Source organism: Mycobacterium sp. pUA109, from assembly GCF_041287095.1.
In the GTDB taxonomy this organism is placed as follows: Bacteria; Actinomycetota; Actinomycetes; order Mycobacteriales; family Mycobacteriaceae; genus Mycobacterium.
The window spans coordinates 173,214-188,819 of the sequence record NZ_JBGGKS010000011.1 but is presented as its reverse complement, the minus strand read 5'-3'; the positions used below and the strand labels follow the sequence as shown (position 1 = coordinate 188,819).

Below are 15,606 nucleotides of genomic sequence, written 5' to 3'. Positions count from 1 at the left end.
AACTACGTAGAGACGAGGACCGGGGCACAGCCCCCCAACCCCTTGACAAAAACCCCTTACGAAGGTGTCCCCGGTCGACGCGCCGGGTGAAAACCCGGATCTGCGCACGCTCGGCGGGCGCCTACCCGCTAGGCCACCGTCAGCACGATCTTGCCGGCCACCTGCCCCTGGGACAGCAGCTGATGGGCCTCGGCCGCCTGCTCGATGGGTAGCCGTGCGCCGATGATCGGCCGGACCCGCCCGTCGGCGATCATCGGCCACACCGAGGCCGTCACCGCCGCCGCGATCGCGGCTTTGCCGTGCGGGCCGGTCACCGGTCGGCCGCGCAGCGCGGTGCCGATCACCCGGGCCCGTTTGCCGATCAGCTTGCCCAGGTTGAGTTCGCCCTTCACCCCGCCCTGCATCCCGATGACCACCAGCTGCCCGTCGGCGGCCAGGGCGTCGATATTGCGGTCCAGATAGGCCGCCCCCATGATGTCCAGGATCACGTCGGCGCCCGCGCCGTCGGTGACGTCCTGAATCCGTGCGACGAAGTCCTCGTCGCGGTAGGCGATGGTGACCTCGGCGCCCAGCTCCCGGCACAGCTCCAGCTTGGCCGGGGAGCCGGCGGTGACCGCGACGCGGGCCCCCAGCTCGCGGGCGACCTGGATGGCGTGGCTGCCCACCCCGCTGGCGCCGCCGTGGATCAGCAGCAGCTGGCCGGCGGCCAGCTGCGCGGTCAACACCAGATTGGACCACACCGTGCAAGCCACCTCCGGCAGGCCAGCGGCGTCGGTGAGCTCGACACCGTCGGGCGCCGGCAGCACCTGCCCGGCCGGCACCGCGACGTACTCGGCGTATCCACCGCCGGCCAACAACGCGCAAACCTCTTGCCCGACAGACCATTCGGTCACCCCGGCGCCCACCGCAGCGATCACCCCGGCGGCCTCCATACCGAGGATGTCGCTGGCCCCCGGCGGCGGCGGATAACGCCCGGCGGCCTGCAGCAGGTCGGCCCGGTTAACCCCAGCGGCGGTGACCCGGATCAGCACCTCCTCGGCTCCGGGCGAGAGGTCGGGCACCTCCTGCCACAGCAGTTGGCCGGCGGATTCGGCGACGATGGCTCGCATGCCGAATACGCTACTACCAGCGGATTCCTCTTCTGCGGTAACGGCGTATCGCCTACCATGTCAGCAATGGAGGCCATCACCGCTGGCCGCTCCGCCAGTGAAATGCCCGGGCTTGATCTCGCCGAACAGAAGTCGTGGCAAAGCTTTCTCGACGCCGCGCTGCGGTTGTATGCGACGCTGAACCGCCGACTCAGCGACAGCCACGAGTTGTCGCTGGTCGACGTGCGGGTGCTGGAAATGTTGGACAGCTCCGCCGACGGGTCGGCACGGATGCGGGACCTGGCCGAGACCCTGATCTCGTTGCCCAGCCGCCTCACGCGCCAAGTCGGCCGGCTCGAGGCGCAAGGATTGGTTCGGCGGGGGGCCAGCCCCGACGACCGGCGCGGGGTGGTGGCGATCATCACCGATGACGGCCGGGCCGCGCTGCGGCGCGCCATGCTGACCTACGCGCACAGTGTGCGGGCCTATTTCCTGAGCCCGCTGACCCGCTCGCAGCTCACCTCGCTGGGGGAGAACTGTGGGCGGATCAGCACCGCCCTGCAGGTCGCCGAGCCGGCGGCGAAGTTCGGTCGGATGTGAGCCTCCGCGCCCTCCGACCGGACGTTGGGGAAGGCGCCGCCAGGCCGCCTGCGGTCCCCGCTAATCTGGTCGGCGGTGGCGTGGCAGAGCGGCCTAATGCACTCGCCTTGAAAGCGAGAGACGGCTAACACCGTCCGGGGGTTCAAATCCCTCCGCCACCGCTCCTGTGACAGCCGAGCGGGGCGCCCGAGCGCCCGACGCCTACACCGACCGTGGGATCTCGGCTGCGATGGTGTCCATCAGCGCGGTGTAGCGCTTGGCCTCCGGGTCCCGGCCGGGTTTGCCGCTGCTGATCAGTCCGGCGGCCAGCCCGCGTTCGGGGTCGGCCCACACCGCGACGTTGACCAGGCCGAGGTGGCCAAACGCGGCCGGCGCGCCCCGGCCAAACGGCCCAAACCTCGTCGTTCCCAGCATGTATCCGGTGCCCCAGCGCAGCGGGGTCAATCCGGACGCGACATCCGGTCGCAGCCGCCGGCACTGCCGCACCGCACCCTGCAGGGTTTCCGGCTGCATGATCCGCACCCCGTCGAGTTCGCCGCCGCGGCGCAACATCTCAGCGAAGCGGGACAGCTCGTCGGCGGTCGACACGGTGTTGGACGACGGCACCACCGTGGTGAGAAAGAACGGGGTGTTGGTCACCGGAATGATCTCGTGCACCGAACCGCCGATCGCCTTGCGGAACGCGGCGGCGATCGCCGGCGGCAGCGGCTTGCCGGTGGCGTGGCTGGGGGCGACCAGTGGAACATCCTCTGGCGCAACGCCATAATTCGTCCACCGGAAACCCAGCGGGTCGAGTATCTCGGTGGCGAGCACCTCGCGGATGTTCTTTCCGGTGGCCGCCGACACGATCTCCCGGGTGAGCGGCCCCCAGGTCAACGCGTGGTAGATGTGCACCAACCCGGGCCGGTACAGCGGCTTCAAGTTGCCGAGCTGCTCGCGGGCGTATTCGCTGTCGTCGGCGCGATTGAGGTCGGGTCGCGGGCCGGTGGGGAACGGGACGCCGGCGCTGTGGGTCATCACGTGCCGGATCGTGGTGCGGTGCTTACCGTGGCTGGTGTAGCTGGGCAGGTAGTCGCAGACCCGGTCGTCGAGCGAGTAGTAGCCCCGCTCGGCCAGCATGTGCATCACGGTCACGGTGATGGCCTTGGCCGCCGAATACACGCAGAACGGGGTCTCGGTGGTGACCGGCACCTTCTCGGCGTCCGGCGGGTCGGACGGGGCGTTACCCCAGCCGTGCCCGATGGCGCGGTTGAGCACGACGCGGCCGTTGTGGCGCAGGCACAGCTGGATCGCCGGGTGCATCCCGGCCTGATACCAGTGCCGCGCGGCCTGCCAGATCCGTTCAACGGCGCGCGGGTCGATTCCGGAGTGGTCCTCCTCGCCGATCGCGGTGACGGCATCGAGGTCCGCAGGGACGCGGATCCTGCCGTCGGGGGTCATGAGCTGGGTCTCGCGCAAAGGTCGATCGGCCACGTCCGCCAGGTTACGTGCCCAGCTGAGTGACCGGTTATGACGTCGACGCGTGGCCGCTGCTGCCGAACTCCAACAGGAAGACGCCGGCGCCGATCAGCACCACGCCACCGGCCATCGGCCAGGTGAACGGGTCACCGAACAGGTAGCGGGCCAGCACGGCGGTGGCGACCACCCCGATCGCCGACCAGACGCCGTAGGCCACCCCGACCGGGATGCCCCGCTTGAGCACCATCGCCAACAGCACGAACGAGGCGAGGTAGCCGACCGCGACGGGAATCGTCCAGCCCCATTTGGCGAATCCGTCCGAGGCCCGCAACGACAGCGTCGCGGTGACCTCGAATGCGATCGCCGCGATCAGCAGCAGCCACGCCATCGGCTATTCGCCGGTGAACTCGGGTTTGCGCTTGGCCATGGTGGCGCTGATGCCCTCCATCAGGTCCTTCGACGGCAGGAACGCCGAGTTCCACGCCGCGACGTAGCGCAGGCTGGCCGACACCCGCTCGATGCGCTGCTGGTCGAGCACATCCTTGATGCCGTGCACGGTCAGCGGCGGGTTGGCGGCGATCTCGGCCGCCGTGGCGTGGGCGGCGGCCAGGCAGGCCTCGGCGTCGTCGTACACGTCGTTGACCAGGCCGATCTTCTCCGCTCGGGCGGCGTCGATGTCCTTGCCGGTCAACGCCAGTTCCCGCAAGTGCCCGTCGGTGAGGATCAGCGGCAGCCGGGCCAGGCTGCCCACGTCGGCCACCATCGCCAACTTGACCTCCCGCACCGAGAACTTCGCGTCCGCGCTGGCGTAGCGGATATCGGCGGCCGAGATCAGGTCGACGCCGCCGCCGATGCACCAGCCCTGCACGGCTGCGACCGTCGGGGTGCGGGCGTCGGCGACCGCGCTGATCGCCTGCTGCATGCGCAGCACCATCCGGTGAAACTCCGCCCGCGGTTTCGCCGCGGCGCCCTCGGTCAGCACGCCGGACAGGCTGCCCCCCATCGCCGGCAGGTCCAGGCCGTAACTGAAGTTCTTGCCGGATCCGGTGAGCACGATGGCGCGCACTTCGGGGTCGGCATCCAGTGCCGCGAAGACGTCGGGCAGCTCCGACCAGAACGCCGGCCCCATCGCATTGCCCTTGCCCGGGCCGATCAGGGTGACCTGGGCGACGTGGTCTTTTGCTTCGACTGTGACGGATTCATACGGCTCGGCCATGGACCGACCGTACCGTGGAAGCCATGCCTTCTGACCTGCGGCCCGGCCCCGATTCACCGCCCACCGACGAACTCGCCAGCGCGGAAGCCACGCTGAGCGTCCTGCAGCAGGTGCTGCACCCGTTGTCGCGGGACGAGTTGTCGAAGCCCACCCCGTGCTCGGAATACAGCGTGGCGCAGCTGACCGATCACCTGTTGACCTCCATCACCGTGCTCGGCGGCGCCGCAGACGCCGACGTACCCGACCGCGACCCGGATGATCCGCTGGAGCAGCAGGTCGTCGCCGCAGCCCGCGCCGCGGTGGACGCATGGCACCACCGTGGCCTGCACGGCCGCGTCACGATCGGCCCGAACGAGCTGCCGGCCGCGGTGGCCGTCGGCATTCTGTCGCTCGAATTCCTGGTGCACGCGTGGGATTACGCGTCCGCCACCGGCCGCGATGTGCCGGTCACCGAGCCGGTGGCCGAATACGTGCTGGGGCTGGCGCATCGGACCATCACGCCGCAGGGCCGCGCGACGGTCGGCTTCGATCCGCCGGTCGACGTCGACGACCGCGCGCCGGCCCTGGACCGGCTGATCGGGTTCACCGGCCGCAACCCTGACGCCTAGCCCGCTAAATCCGCTCGAGGTAGAAGTAGAAGTAGCGCCCGTTGTCCAGCACACCCTTGCCGTTCATGATCCCCAGCACCGCGGTGTCATCGATGCGCTTGAAGTGGTCGTGGGTGGGTTGGCCGTCGTAGACCATGCTCGCGGTGACCTCGCCGCGGAATTCCTCCAGCCACAGGCTGGCCTCGCCCTTGCCGAGTTCGACGTTGGAGAACTTGTTGCCGTCGGCGTCCAGGCAGACCAGCGGCTGCACCTCGGTGCGCGAGGTGAACGTCTTCCCGAACCAACGGGCTTTGTCCAGCAGGCCGTTCATCCGGTGCCCGGTGACGAACTCGCCGCCCTTCCATTCACCGAGCATGCCGTCGATGGTGGCGGGCGGCAGGCTCGCCCAGTAGTCGTCGAGTTCGGCGTCGGCGATCGTGTCGGTGCGCTCTTTGAATTCGGTGAACCTCTTGCGGGCCAGTTCGTCACTCATGGATTACTCCTTTACAGCCTTACGCCGCCCGGTTGATCTGACGTTTGAACGCGAACAGCAGCACGTTGGCCAGCACCGCCGCCGCCCCGGGGATGCGGTTGTCGGCGCTGACCCTGTAGGTGATCTCGGTGCCTTCGCCAACGGAGCGCAACTCCACCTCGCCGGCGTAGTTGCGCAGCGGGATGCCCGAGACCGCTCGGTAGCTCAGCCGCCGGTCGGGTTCGAAGGCGGTGATTTCCTCGACGAAGGGCGGCAGGAACGGTGCCGGCTGCAGACGGCGTTGCGCACCAACCCCGTTGCGCTCCGGGTCGCCGGGGCGTACCAGGCTGGCCTTCATGCCCGGTGCCCAGTTCGACATGCCCTCGTGGTCGGAGAGCACCGCCCACACCCGCGTAACGGGGGCCGCGACGGTGGTCCTGGCTTGTGCTCGCATCCAATTCCTCCTCAGCGCCAACCCTGCGCGAACCGTAACAGGGCATCGTTTTCCTCCGGCGCGCCGATCGTCACCCGCACCCCGTCGGTGCCATACGGGCGCACCACCAGGTGCGCGTCGGCGGCCTGCTCCACGAAGTCGCGGGTGCGGTCGGCCAGCGGCAACCAGACGAAGTTGGCCTGCGACGGCGGGAACGTGAACCCGGCGTCGCGCAGCGCCGCGCTGACCCGGATCCGTTCGGCGACCACGGCGTCGGTGCGGGCCAACAGCTCGTCGGCGGCGCGCAGGCAGGCGATCGCCGCGGCCTGCGAGATGCTCGTCGCGGTAAACGGCACATAGACCTTGCCCAGCGCGGTGATCACCTCCGGGTCGCCGACCGCGTAGCCCACCCGCAGCCCAGCCAGGCCGTACGCCTTGGAAAAGGTGCGCAACACCACCACGTTGTTATGCGCGCGGACCAGACCGAAGCTGTCCGGGTCCAGGCCGTCGCGGATGTACTCCACATAGGCCTCGTCGATGGCGATCACGATGTGCGGCGGCACCGCGGCCACGAAGCGGGCCAGCGCAGCCGGGTCGACGACGGTGGAGGTCGGATTGTTGGGGTTGCAGACGAAGATCAGCCGGGTGCGATCGGTGATCGCCGCCAGCATGGCGTCCAGGTCGAAGGTGTGGTCACGCAGCGGGACCTGGATCGGGGTGGCGCCAGCCACCCGCACCTGCAGCGGGTAGATCTCGAAGCTGCGCCAGCCGAACAGCACCTCGTCGCCGACGGCCGCGGTGATCTGGATGAGCTGCTGACACAGGCTGACCGACCCGCAGCCCACGGCAATGTGCTCGGGCGCGAAGCCGGTGTACCTGGCCAACTCGGATCGCAGCTCCGCGTACCCGTTGTCCGGGTAGCGGTTGATGGTGTCGGTCGCCCGCTCGATGGCGGCTCGGACGCTGGGCAACGGCCCGAACACCGTCTCGTTGCTGGCCAGCTTGATCGCGCCCGGGACGGTTTTGCCCTCCACATAGGCCGGCAGCGCGGTCACTTCCGGGCGCAGGCGGGCGGTCACGTCGACAGCATATGTCGGGGCTGTGTACGCTGTGCCCTCGGCGGTTGCGGGACCGGGACACCGGTCCGGTACCCTCAGGAAGTTCAAGGAGGCGTGCCAGAGCGGCCGAATGGGACTCACTGCTAATGAGTTGTCCTCTTACCGGGGACCGGAGGTTCAAATCCTCTCGCCTCCGCCACGGCTGACCAACAGCCGGGTGGGCTAGCCCACCATGACAACTGAAGACAGGCGCCCGTAGCTCAACGGATAGAGCATCTGACTACGGATCAGAAGGTTGGGGGTTCGAATCCCTTCGGGCGCGCTTATTACCAGCGGAAATAGGGTCAGTACCTGGCGCGTGATGCCTTCGGGTCAAGATGCCCGCGAAAATCGGTTTCAAACACGACTCCGCACCAGTACGGTAGGCGCAGGTGCAGCCGACGGCCCGGTAAGCGCGGGATGCATCGTAGGGAGCTATGCCTTTGGCGTTTCGCCGCTGCACCCCAAAGAACTGGTGATCACGATGAGCAACCGTAAGATTGACAAGCTCGTTGCCGACATTCGCGACGGCAACGTCACCATCGATGACATCGACCTCGACAAGGAGGAGTTCTACGTCGACGGTGAGCGTTTGACCGAAGAGCGCGCCGACCAGATCACCGCCGACGTGCTCGCCAGGGTCCGGCCGCGACTGATCGCCCAGGTGGCTGCCGATGGTGTCCATGCGAGGCTGTGAACGTGACCGCCAAACGTCGCCGGGCCACCGACGCCGAATACGAAGAACTCGCCGACAGCTATGCGGCCGAGCCGATCCGCGCGGATGAAGTGCGGTGGATGGAGATCGGGCCTGGCCTACCCAAACACCGGCCGGACTCGAGCAAGGAACTCCGCGACCTGATCAACGAAGTGGCCGCGGCTGCCGAAGCCGCTGAAGCTGACCAGACCGATCGGCCACTGCCGCCTCACGTCAAAGTTAGTCGGCCGGGGCGCGCCCGTAGCCGCGTGTTGCAGGTGCGGCTGAACCCTGATGAGCTGGAAGCATTGGAGCGCATCGCCGAACGTCGCGAGCTACCAGTGTCCACGGTCGCCCGCGAGCAGCTGTTGAGGTACATCACTGCGGAGGCCCAGGCCCAAGACTGAGCATCGAACGTCAACTCTCCACTTTCCTGATGCAAACGTCCGGAAATCTGCCCGAATCGGCGCGCTCCATCACGGACGGTTATCGTTGAATTATGCTGTGCCGCAATATTTTAGCGGACTCCAGCGGACCAAACGGGGCCGCTCAGATACGCCAGAAGCTTGGGCGCTCGAATCTTCGGGCGCACTCCGCGGCCAACCGACTTGTCTGCCCTGCGTGCCATCCTGCCTCCATGAACATTGCAGACCTGGCGACGCTGGTTTCCGGCCATCCCGCCGGGCTCACCGTGACCGCCGCCGCGCTGATCGCGGCGGCCCGGCGATGGCTACGCCGGGTGATGCGACTAGTTGTCCTGGTCGGGATCGCCGTCGTCGTGGTAGTGCTGGTGGGGTTGTGGCATGCAGAGCCCGCACCGCCGAAGCCACCGGAGATGGGCGAGTACCGGTAGGCGGTGGAGTTGTCGCCGCCCCGACTGAGAGCCGGTTTACAGTTGCGCCCACACCGACTTGGTCTGCATGTAGGCCTCGACGCCCTCCCGGCCGAACTCGTGACCCCACCCGGACTGCTTGTAGCCGCCGAACGGCACATTGTGGTCGAACACCAACTGGCAGTTCAGGGTGACGGTGCCGGCCTCCAACCGCTTGGCGAGGTTATGCGCCCGGGCGAGGTTGGTGGTCCACACGGTGGCGGCCAGCCCGTAGCTGGTGTCGTTGGCCAGGGCGACGGCTTCGTCGTCATCGTCGAACGGCAGGATCGTCACCACCGGCCCGAAGATCTCCTGCTGGTAGAGCCGCATAGCGGGATCGACATTGGTCAGCACGGTCGGGTGGACGAAGTAGCCCTTGCGGTCGAGCCGGTGCCCGCCGGTGACCACCTCGACACCGTCCTTCTTGCCCTCATCGATGAAGCCCATCACGCGGGTGAGCTGCTTTTGGCTGATCAGCGGGCCGATCATGCTGCCCTCTTCCTGCGGCCCGCCCAGCTGCAGGTTGTTGGCCACCATCGCAATGCCCTCGACCACCTGGTCGTACACGCTGCGCTGCACAAAGATGCGGGAGCCACACACGCACCCCTGACCGGAGTGCACAAAGATTCCCATCGCCGCCATGGTGATGGCCATGTTCAGGTCGGCGTCGTCGTAGATCAGCACCGGCGACTTGCCGCCGAGTTCCAGCATGACCTTTTTCAGGTTGCCGGCCGAGGCCCGCACGATCTCCTTACCGACCTCGGTGGACCCGGTGAAGGCGACCTTCTTGACATCGGGGTGGGCGGTGATCGCCGCGCCCGCGGTGTGGCCGTAGCCGGTCAGCAGATTGACGACACCCTCGGGCACCCCGGCTTCGGCGATGATCTTCTCCAGCACCAGCGCCGACAACGGGGTTTCCTCGGCGGGCTTGACCACGCTGCTGCAGCCCGCGGCCAGCGCCGGGGCCAGTTTGGCGCACGCGTTGAAGACCGGCCCGTTCCACGGGAAGATCAGCCCGACAACGCTGTACGGCTCTTTGCGGGTGTAGGCGTGCATGTTGGCGTAGGTGCCGGAGACGCCGCCCTCCATCTGCACCTCGTAGGCGTTGCCGTTGAGCTTGGTGCACCAGCCCGCGTAGTACCGGAAGAACTCGGCGCAGGTGGGCACGATCATGTTCGCCTGCGCCATCGGCATGCCGGTGTTGAGCGAATCGAGGCCGGCGAGCTCGTCGGCGTGCTGATCCATCAGGTCGGCGATGCGCCACATGACCTTGGCCCGCTCGCGCGCCGGTAGGCCATGCCACACACCGGACTCGAAGCTGGCCTTGGCGCGGGCGACAGCGTCGTTGACGACTTCCTCCCCGCAGTCGGTGAATTCGGTGATCTGCTCCTCGGTCACCGGGTCGATGACCGGTATGACCTCACCGGTCCCCGGGCGCTTGCGGATGTCGTCCAAAACCGTCTGCAGTGTCATCGTTGACCCTTTCTCATCGCCGCGGCGCGCGGTGCGCCCGGATGCTGGGCACTTGCTTAGCATCGGGGATCGCGCGGGGTCAAGACACGCGCTCGGTCGCCGAGGTTTCCGCCGTCCCGGCTCGCGGGTACTTGGCAGGCATGCCTGAGCTGCCCGACGTCGAGGGCTTTCGCCGGGCGCTGGCCGGCCCATTGCCGGGCCGGCGGGTCTGCCGGGTCCGGGTATCCGATCCCGGGGTGTTGCGCAATACCACCCCGCAGAGCCTGGGGCGGCGCTTGGCCGGGCAGCGGTTCAACCGGCCGGACCGGCACGGCAAGTGGCTGATGTTGCCCACCGACGGCCCGGTGCTGCTCATCCACAGCGGCATGACCGGGCGGCCCTACTACCTGCCAAACGGCGACGATGACCGCGACGCGCAGCCGCGCATGGTAATCACCCTGGACCGCGGGCAGCTGCGCTATGCCGACCAACGCAAGCTGCGCGGGGTGTGGCTGGCCGCCACCGCCGACGACGTCGCCGACATCGTGGGGGAGCAGGGCCCCGACGCGCTCACCGTCACCTTCGATACGTTCGCGGCCGTGCTGTCCCGGCGTCGCGGTCAGCTCAAGCCGACGCTGCTGGATCAGGCGGTGCTGGCCGGGCTCGGCAACTTGCTGGCCGACGAGATCTGCTGGCAGGCCCGGCTGAACCCGGCCCGCACGGTCCCCGACTTGGCCGCCGCCGACCGGAAATCCCTGTACGACGCGATGCGCCGGGTGCTGCGCACCTCGGTACGACACGGCCGGGTGCCGGATCTGCGCGGTTGGCTGACCGGGGTGCGTGATGCACCCGACCCGCGGTGTCCGCGCTGCGGCACCCACCTGACGTCCGGTCGGATCGGGGGCCGAACGTCGTGGTGGTGCCCGCACTGCCAGGCACGCTGAGCGGGTTTCAACGCCCGCGTTCAGACTGCGTGCAGGGCTGTTGATTCGCGAGATCCACGACCCGGTGGGCAATCTCAACGTGCGGGTGGCGCCATCCCGGCCAGGTAGTCCCGGCCACCGACGTAGACGGTGTCCTCCGCGCCCACCGGGCCGGTGGCCGCGGTGACGACGGCGCGCGCGAACTCCTCAACGGTCGGTAGCTCACCGTGGATACGGCGGTCCGCCACCGCGTCGGGTTTGCGGCGCTCCAACAACCGGACCAGGATCGTGCCCTCGATCATGTCGCCGCAGACCACCGTGAAATCGATACCGCGCGTGTCGAAGCGTGGCTGCATCGCCCGCAGCGCGTCCTCACCGGCACGCTTACTGACCGCCACCGGGAGGTACTCCTCGAGGACGGGCACCCGGGCGCAAAAGTGCGCTTGATGACTGGTCACGTACACGATGCGCGCTCCGCGCGGCATCAGCGGCAACGCCAGCACGGTCAACCGCACCTGGGCGTCGCGATTGATCCGCATCGGGTACCCCGCGTCGGCGCCCCGCTCCAGGCCGCCAGAGGCATTGAGCACCAACAGGTCCAGCCGCCCGAACTCCTCGGCGATGCGCTGCACCATGGCGGTGCAGGCCGCCCCGTCGGTCAGATCCGCCCCAACCGCCGACGCGCGGCCACCCGCGGCACGGATGCGGTCGACGACGGCGTTGGCGCGTTTGGCTTTCTCCCGGTAGTTGACGACGACGTGGGTATCGGCGTCCGCGAGTCGGCCAGCGACTTCGGCGCCGATTCCTCGTGCGGCCCCGGTTACCAGCGCCACTCGGCCGGGGGCGGCATGATCGCTCGAAGGTGTCATGGCCGACGACTCTACCGATAAAATAAGGAATTGGTAAGGCAAATATTTAGAGATTCCTTACTCGTGACCTGGGCGCCCGTTGCCGGCCCCGCGACCACTGATCGGGTCACTCCTTCCGCGCGATGTAGTAGTAGTTCGACGTGTCGGTGTCGATCTCGGTGATGTCCACGCCGGTGAAGCCCGCATCGGCGAGCATGGAGGTTGCCAACTGCCGGCCCCACATCGTTCCCAACCCTGCGCCCTCCAACCCCAGCGAAACCGGCATGCAGTGCAGCACCGATACCGCGTAGCGGTAGGTGTTCATGGGGAGGCCGACGTTGTCTTCCAGGCGGCTGGATGCCTTGACGTCGCTCATGAGGAAGACGCCGCCCGGCCGCAGGGCACGACAGATGTTCCCCAGCACGCGCGCCGGCCGCGCCTGGTCGTGGATGGCGTCGAACACGGTGATGACGTCGTAGGCCTCGGACTTATCCAGTGCCGAGAGATCGTGCCGTTCGAACGTCGCGTTGGTCAGGCCGCGCTGGGCGGCTTCGGAATTCGCACGCCCGATCGCCTCGGCCGAGAAGTCGATGCCGGTAAACCGGCTGGCGCTGAACGCCTGCGCCAGCACGTTCACCGCATGCCCACTGCCGCACCCAAAATCGGCGACGTCGGCGCCCCGCCGGAGGCGCTCGGGCAGTCCGTCGACCAAGGGCAACACCTCATCGACCAAGGCCCGGTCGAACACCTCACCGCTTCGTTCGGCCATGACGGTGTGAAACCGGGGATAGTCGGCATAGTCGAGGCCGCCGCCCCGCCGAAAGCAGGCCACGATCTTCTGCTCGACTTCGCCCAGCAGCGGAACGTACTGCGCGATGCGAGCCAGGTTGTCGGGTCCGGCGCCGCGGGTCAACACCGCGGCCCGGTGCCCGGGCAGCCAATACGTCGCGGCCGCCGGGTCGTACTCGACGACCCGCGCCACGGCCATGCCCCCGAGCCACTCCCGCACGTAGCGCTCGTTGAGTCCGGCGGCGTCGGCGATCTGGCCGCTGGTCGCGGGTGCTAACCGAGCCATCGCATCCAGCAACCCGGTCTGGTGCCCGAGGCTCAGCAGCAATGCCAGGCTGGCGCTATCGATCGCCCCGGTGACACGGTCGGCGAACTCCGCAGTGGTTTCGGCCTCGGCATCGTGCTCGCGTTCCGTCATGTCCACCGATAGTAGGAAGGCGTTCGACCCGCCGCGGCCTTCGCTGCCGACCCAGGCGGTTGCGGCCACCGGTGCTGACGTGGTGCACCGGCGCCCGTCACCGCGATGGAGGTTCGTTAGTCGACGGCGGTGAGGGCGTCGTCATCCAGGAACACGAGGCTCCCGTCGTCGAGGGCGACGGCCCACCGGCGCGACTGGGCGGTCCGCTCCCGGTCGATCACAACCAGTTGGCCGGCGGCGTCGCCGAAGTCTTCGATAACCGTGCCCGCCTTGGGCGGTGAATCGGCTGTGCGAACACGAGAACCAACCCCGATCGTGCTGCGCGAGTTCTTCCCCATTCGGTCAGTCAACACGATCCGGGTTTGCCAATCAGCGTTTTCGGGATTGCCCAGGGTTGCGGGCCGCGCTGGTACGGGCTGCAAGGGCCGTAGCAGCCGACGTTGCTCGACGGACTGTTCCGAGCCGCCACATCGGCGCTCCCGTGCGAGTTCGAAGACTTTGTGGCAGCGGTGGATCGGCGCCGCGCCTGGATGACGCCGGTTGGACACTTCGTGGCGTGGCTGCTGCGGGGTCAACCGCTTGAGGCGGCGCACCCCGACAAACACAAAGGTCACGAACTCAAAGAGTTCGTGACCTCGATGCCGGCGGTTCGTGGAACCGCTCGTGGTGGGCGAAGGGGGACTTGAACCCCCACGTCCCGAAGGACACTGGCACCTGAAGCCAGCGCGTCTGCCATTCCGCCACTCGCCCGGAACAACCGCTAGAGGCTACCACGGTAGTCGCCGCGTTCCCGAACTCGCCAACCGTTGCGCACACTCTGGGGCGCTGTGGGCCTCGTCGACGTGGTGACCTGGCCTGATCTGATTCTCAGAGTTTGAAAGGTGACGCGGTGCTGCGCTGTGCCGATACCATGCGTGTGACGGACGTGGGTGGTGCGACACGCGAATGCACGCGGACATACATAACTACCTGCACGCGACGACCCAGAACGGTGTAGTGAGGCGGGCGGTGAGATGGGCGGCCAAAGAGGGCTCGTTCAACGCATCGAGCGCAAACTCGAAACCGTGGTCGGTGACGCATTCGCTCGGGTATTCGGCGGTTCCATTGTCCCGGAGGAGCTCGAAGCCATGTTGCGGCGCGAAGCCGTGGACGGGGTCCGATCGCTGGAAGGCAATCGCCTTTTGGCGCCCAACGAGTACGTTATTACCCTCGGTGTGCACGACTACGACAAGGTGGTCGCCGACCCGGACCTCACGGCGGACACTTTCGCCAAACACTTGGCGGGATACATCGGCGAACAGGGGTGGCAAACGTATGGTGAGCTGGTCGTCCGGTTCGAGCCCTCAGCGAACCTGCACACCGGCCAGTTCCGTACCCGCGGTGGCGTCAACCCCGACGCCAGCCCCCGCCCGAGCGCCAGCGATGCTCCCCGGCCACAATCAGATCAGCATGCGTTTAGCGCAGAAATAGGAGTAGCAGCGATGACCGATAATCCGAGCTACCGCGGCGGCCCGGGGCAAGGGCGGCCCGGCGACGAGTACTACGACGACCGCTACGGTCGTCCGCAAGACGATCCCCGCGGCGGGCCCGACCCCCGCGCCGCCTACCCCCCGCCGGAGCAGGGCGGCTACCCCCCGCAGCATGACCAGGGTTACCCGCCCCCGCCGCCACGGCGGCCGGAGCAGGGCGGCTACCCCGACCAGGGCGGCGGTTACCCCGACCAGGGACCGGGCGGCTACCCGCCGCCCTACGAGCAGCGTCCGCCCGCCGGCTACGGCGGCGGACAGGGCTATGACGCCGGTTATCGTCCGGCGCCCGGTGGCTACGGTCCGCCCGGCCAGCAGGGCTACGGCGACTACGGTCGCGGCCCGGCCCGCCCCGATGATGGCGGCTACGGCCAGCCGGAGCCCAGCGGCGGTTACGACCAGCCCTACCAGGGTGGGGCGCCCTACGGCAGGCAGGATTACGGTCAGCCGGAGTACGGCCGCTACGCGGACGGGCCCGGCGGCTACGGCGAGCCCCCCGGCGGCCGCTACCCCGACGCCCCGCCGGCCGGCGAGTACGGCCAACCCGCCGCAGGCGGTTACGACTACGGCCAGCCTCCCGCCGCGGATTACGGCCAGCCCCCGGCCGGTGACTACGGCCAGCCCCCCGCGGGTGACTACGGCCAGCCTCCGGCCGGTGGCTACGGGGAGCCCGGCGCCGACTACGGCCAACCGGTGGGCGGCGGTTACGGCGAGCCCGGCGGCGGCTACGGCGAGCCCGGCGGCGGCTACGGGGCTCCCGCGGGCGGCTACGGCGGTTACGACCAAGGTGCCGGCTATGACCAAGGCGGCTACGACCAGGGCGGCTATCCATCGACGGCAACCAACGTCACCCTGCAACTCGACGACGGCAGCGGCCGCACCTATCAGCTGCGCGAAGGCACCAACGTGATCGGCCGCGGCCAGGACGCCCAGTTCCGGCTGCCCGACACCGGGGTTTCGCGCCGCCACCTGGAGATCCGCTGGGATGGTCAGGTCGCCCTGCTGTCCGACCTCAACTCCACCAACGGCACCACGGTGAACAACGCCCCGGTGCAAGAGTGGCAGCTGGCCGACGGCGACGTGATCCGGCTGGGCCACTCCGAGATCGTGGTGCGCGTTCACTGAGATCGCAGC

General features: G+C 68.3%; 18 protein-coding genes and 4 tRNA genes. 10 read left to right on the top strand and 12 right to left on the bottom strand.

Annotated elements, in window-relative coordinates:
• Positions 1–128: 128 nt before the first annotated feature.
• Positions 129–1,109: an NAD(P)H-quinone oxidoreductase gene (locus ACAG26_RS14910; protein ID WP_370483426.1), complete on the bottom strand. Its 981-nt coding sequence runs from the start codon at positions 1,107–1,109 to the stop codon at positions 129–131.
• Between the two features lie 66 nt (positions 1,110–1,175).
• On the opposite strand from ACAG26_RS14910, the gene ACAG26_RS14905 reads away from it, so the two are divergent.
• Together ACAG26_RS14905 and ACAG26_RS14900 are read left to right on the top strand one after the other, a co-directional pair.
• Complete coding sequence (locus ACAG26_RS14905) at positions 1,176–1,688, top strand: MarR family winged helix-turn-helix transcriptional regulator (RefSeq protein WP_370483424.1); 513 nt, start codon at positions 1,176–1,178, stop codon at positions 1,686–1,688.
• Between the two features lie 74 nt (positions 1,689–1,762).
• A tRNA-Ser gene (locus tag ACAG26_RS14900) sits at positions 1,763–1,849 on the top strand.
• Positions 1,850–1,889: 40 nt separating this feature from the next.
• Here ACAG26_RS14900 and lipE read toward each other — a convergent pair.
• From lipE to ACAG26_RS14885, 3 genes are all read right to left on the bottom strand, one after another.
• Positions 1,890–3,128: a lipase LipE gene (gene lipE / locus ACAG26_RS14895; protein ID WP_370483448.1), complete on the bottom strand. Its 1,239-nt coding sequence runs from the start codon at positions 3,126–3,128 to the stop codon at positions 1,890–1,892.
• A 67-nt stretch (positions 3,129–3,195) separates the two neighbouring features.
• Complete coding sequence (locus ACAG26_RS14890; RefSeq protein ID WP_370483422.1) at positions 3,196–3,534, bottom strand: multidrug efflux SMR transporter; 339 nt, start codon at positions 3,532–3,534, stop codon at positions 3,196–3,198.
• 3 nt (positions 3,535–3,537) lie between these two features.
• A complete protein-coding gene (locus ACAG26_RS14885; RefSeq protein WP_370483419.1) occupies positions 3,538–4,362 on the bottom strand; it encodes a crotonase/enoyl-CoA hydratase family protein in 825 nt (274 codons plus the stop codon).
• Positions 4,363–4,385: 23 nt separating this feature from the next.
• Here ACAG26_RS14885 and ACAG26_RS14880 point away from each other — a divergent pair, with 23 nt between their 5' ends.
• Positions 4,386–4,970: a TIGR03086 family metal-binding protein gene (locus ACAG26_RS14880; protein ID WP_370483417.1), complete on the top strand. Its 585-nt coding sequence runs from the start codon at positions 4,386–4,388 to the stop codon at positions 4,968–4,970.
• 4 nt (positions 4,971–4,974) lie between these two features.
• Here the strand turns inward: ACAG26_RS14880 and ACAG26_RS14875 are convergent, their stop codons facing one another.
• The 3 genes from ACAG26_RS14875 to hisC are packed head-to-tail and all read right to left on the bottom strand — an operon-like array spanning position 4,975 to position 6,933.
• Positions 4,975–5,442, bottom strand: a complete 468-nt coding sequence (locus ACAG26_RS14875; protein ID WP_370483415.1) for a DUF4334 domain-containing protein — start codon at positions 5,440–5,442, stop codon at positions 4,975–4,977.
• Positions 5,443–5,461: 19 nt separating this feature from the next.
• Positions 5,462–5,875, bottom strand: a complete 414-nt coding sequence (locus ACAG26_RS14870) for an SRPBCC family protein (RefSeq protein WP_370483412.1) — start codon at positions 5,873–5,875, stop codon at positions 5,462–5,464.
• 11 nt (positions 5,876–5,886) lie between these two features.
• Positions 5,887–6,933, bottom strand: a complete 1,047-nt coding sequence (gene hisC / locus ACAG26_RS14865) for a histidinol-phosphate transaminase (RefSeq protein WP_370483410.1) — start codon at positions 6,931–6,933, stop codon at positions 5,887–5,889.
• Positions 6,934–7,020: 87 nt separating this feature from the next.
• On the opposite strand from hisC, the gene ACAG26_RS14860 reads away from it, so the two are divergent.
• From ACAG26_RS14860 to ACAG26_RS14840, 5 genes are all read left to right on the top strand, one after another.
• Positions 7,021–7,111: transfer RNA gene (locus tag ACAG26_RS14860), tRNA-Ser, on the top strand.
• Between the two features lie 50 nt (positions 7,112–7,161).
• Positions 7,162–7,234 (top strand) — tRNA-Arg (locus tag ACAG26_RS14855).
• 36 nt (positions 7,235–7,270) lie between these two features.
• Positions 7,271–7,648, top strand: a complete 378-nt coding sequence (locus tag ACAG26_RS14850; protein WP_370483408.1) for a hypothetical protein — start codon at positions 7,271–7,273, stop codon at positions 7,646–7,648.
• 2 nt (positions 7,649–7,650) lie between these two features.
• Complete coding sequence (locus tag ACAG26_RS14845; RefSeq protein WP_370483405.1) at positions 7,651–8,052, top strand: hypothetical protein; 402 nt, start codon at positions 7,651–7,653, stop codon at positions 8,050–8,052.
• Between the two features lie 230 nt (positions 8,053–8,282).
• On the top strand, positions 8,283–8,498 hold the full coding sequence (locus ACAG26_RS14840) for a hypothetical protein (protein WP_370483403.1): 216 nt from the start codon (positions 8,283–8,285) through the stop codon (positions 8,496–8,498).
• Positions 8,499–8,534: 36 nt separating this feature from the next.
• On the opposite strand, the gene ACAG26_RS14835 is transcribed toward ACAG26_RS14840, so the two are convergent.
• Complete coding sequence (locus ACAG26_RS14835) at positions 8,535–9,989, bottom strand: aldehyde dehydrogenase (RefSeq protein WP_370483402.1); 1,455 nt, start codon at positions 9,987–9,989, stop codon at positions 8,535–8,537.
• Between the two features lie 140 nt (positions 9,990–10,129).
• Here ACAG26_RS14835 and ACAG26_RS14830 point away from each other — a divergent pair, with 140 nt between their 5' ends.
• Positions 10,130–10,912, top strand: coding sequence for an Fpg/Nei family DNA glycosylase (locus ACAG26_RS14830; protein WP_370483400.1), 783 nt, complete (start codon positions 10,130–10,132; stop codon positions 10,910–10,912).
• A gap of 74 nt (positions 10,913–10,986) precedes the next feature.
• Here the strand turns inward: ACAG26_RS14830 and ACAG26_RS14825 are convergent, their stop codons facing one another.
• From ACAG26_RS14825 to ACAG26_RS14810, 4 genes are all read right to left on the bottom strand, one after another.
• Positions 10,987–11,760: an SDR family oxidoreductase gene (locus ACAG26_RS14825; protein ID WP_370483398.1), complete on the bottom strand. Its 774-nt coding sequence runs from the start codon at positions 11,758–11,760 to the stop codon at positions 10,987–10,989.
• Positions 11,761–11,866: 106 nt separating this feature from the next.
• On the bottom strand, positions 11,867–12,946 hold the full coding sequence (locus ACAG26_RS14820; protein WP_370483446.1) for a class I SAM-dependent methyltransferase: 1,080 nt from the start codon (positions 12,944–12,946) through the stop codon (positions 11,867–11,869).
• Positions 12,947–13,062: 116 nt separating this feature from the next.
• The gene (locus tag ACAG26_RS14815; protein ID WP_370483395.1) at positions 13,063–13,560 is read right to left on the bottom strand and encodes a hypothetical protein; all 498 of its coding nucleotides are present in this window, start codon (positions 13,558–13,560) and stop codon (positions 13,063–13,065) included.
• 50 nt (positions 13,561–13,610) lie between these two features.
• Positions 13,611–13,696 (bottom strand) — tRNA-Leu (locus ACAG26_RS14810).
• 263 nt (positions 13,697–13,959) lie between these two features.
• Here ACAG26_RS14810 and ACAG26_RS14805 point away from each other — a divergent pair.
• Positions 13,960–15,597: an FhaA domain-containing protein gene (locus tag ACAG26_RS14805; protein WP_370483393.1), complete on the top strand. Its 1,638-nt coding sequence runs from the start codon at positions 13,960–13,962 to the stop codon at positions 15,595–15,597.
• Positions 15,598–15,606 lie beyond the last annotated feature (9 nt).

Bases quoted from the DNA above. Each gene is read 5' to 3' on its own strand.
- ACAG26_RS14910 (WP_370483426.1), bottom strand. From the start codon at position 1,109: ATGCGAGCCATCGTCGCCGAATCCGCCGGCCAACTGCTGTGGCAGGAG.
- ACAG26_RS14905 (WP_370483424.1), top strand. From the start codon at position 1,176: ATGGAGGCCATCACCGCTGGCCGCTCCGCCAGTGAAATGCCCGGGCTT.
- lipE (WP_370483448.1), bottom strand. From the start codon at position 3,128: ATGACCCCCGACGGCAGGATCCGCGTCCCTGCGGACCTCGATGCCGTC.
- ACAG26_RS14890 (WP_370483422.1), bottom strand. From the start codon at position 3,534: ATGGCGTGGCTGCTGCTGATCGCGGCGATCGCATTCGAGGTCACCGCG.
- ACAG26_RS14885 (WP_370483419.1), bottom strand. From the start codon at position 4,362: ATGGCCGAGCCGTATGAATCCGTCACAGTCGAAGCAAAAGACCACGTC.
- ACAG26_RS14880 (WP_370483417.1), top strand. From the start codon at position 4,386: ATGCCTTCTGACCTGCGGCCCGGCCCCGATTCACCGCCCACCGACGAA.
- ACAG26_RS14875 (WP_370483415.1), bottom strand. From the start codon at position 5,442: ATGAGTGACGAACTGGCCCGCAAGAGGTTCACCGAATTCAAAGAGCGC.
- ACAG26_RS14870 (WP_370483412.1), bottom strand. From the start codon at position 5,875: ATGCGAGCACAAGCCAGGACCACCGTCGCGGCCCCCGTTACGCGGGTG.
- ACAG26_RS14840 (WP_370483403.1), top strand. From the start codon at position 8,283: ATGAACATTGCAGACCTGGCGACGCTGGTTTCCGGCCATCCCGCCGGG.
- ACAG26_RS14835 (WP_370483402.1), bottom strand. From the start codon at position 9,989: ATGACACTGCAGACGGTTTTGGACGACATCCGCAAGCGCCCGGGGACC.
- ACAG26_RS14830 (WP_370483400.1), top strand. From the start codon at position 10,130: ATGCCTGAGCTGCCCGACGTCGAGGGCTTTCGCCGGGCGCTGGCCGGC.
- ACAG26_RS14825 (WP_370483398.1), bottom strand. From the start codon at position 11,760: ATGACACCTTCGAGCGATCATGCCGCCCCCGGCCGAGTGGCGCTGGTA.
- ACAG26_RS14820 (WP_370483446.1), bottom strand. From the start codon at position 12,946: ATGACGGAACGCGAGCACGATGCCGAGGCCGAAACCACTGCGGAGTTC.
- ACAG26_RS14805 (WP_370483393.1), top strand. From the start codon at position 13,960: ATGGGCGGCCAAAGAGGGCTCGTTCAACGCATCGAGCGCAAACTCGAA.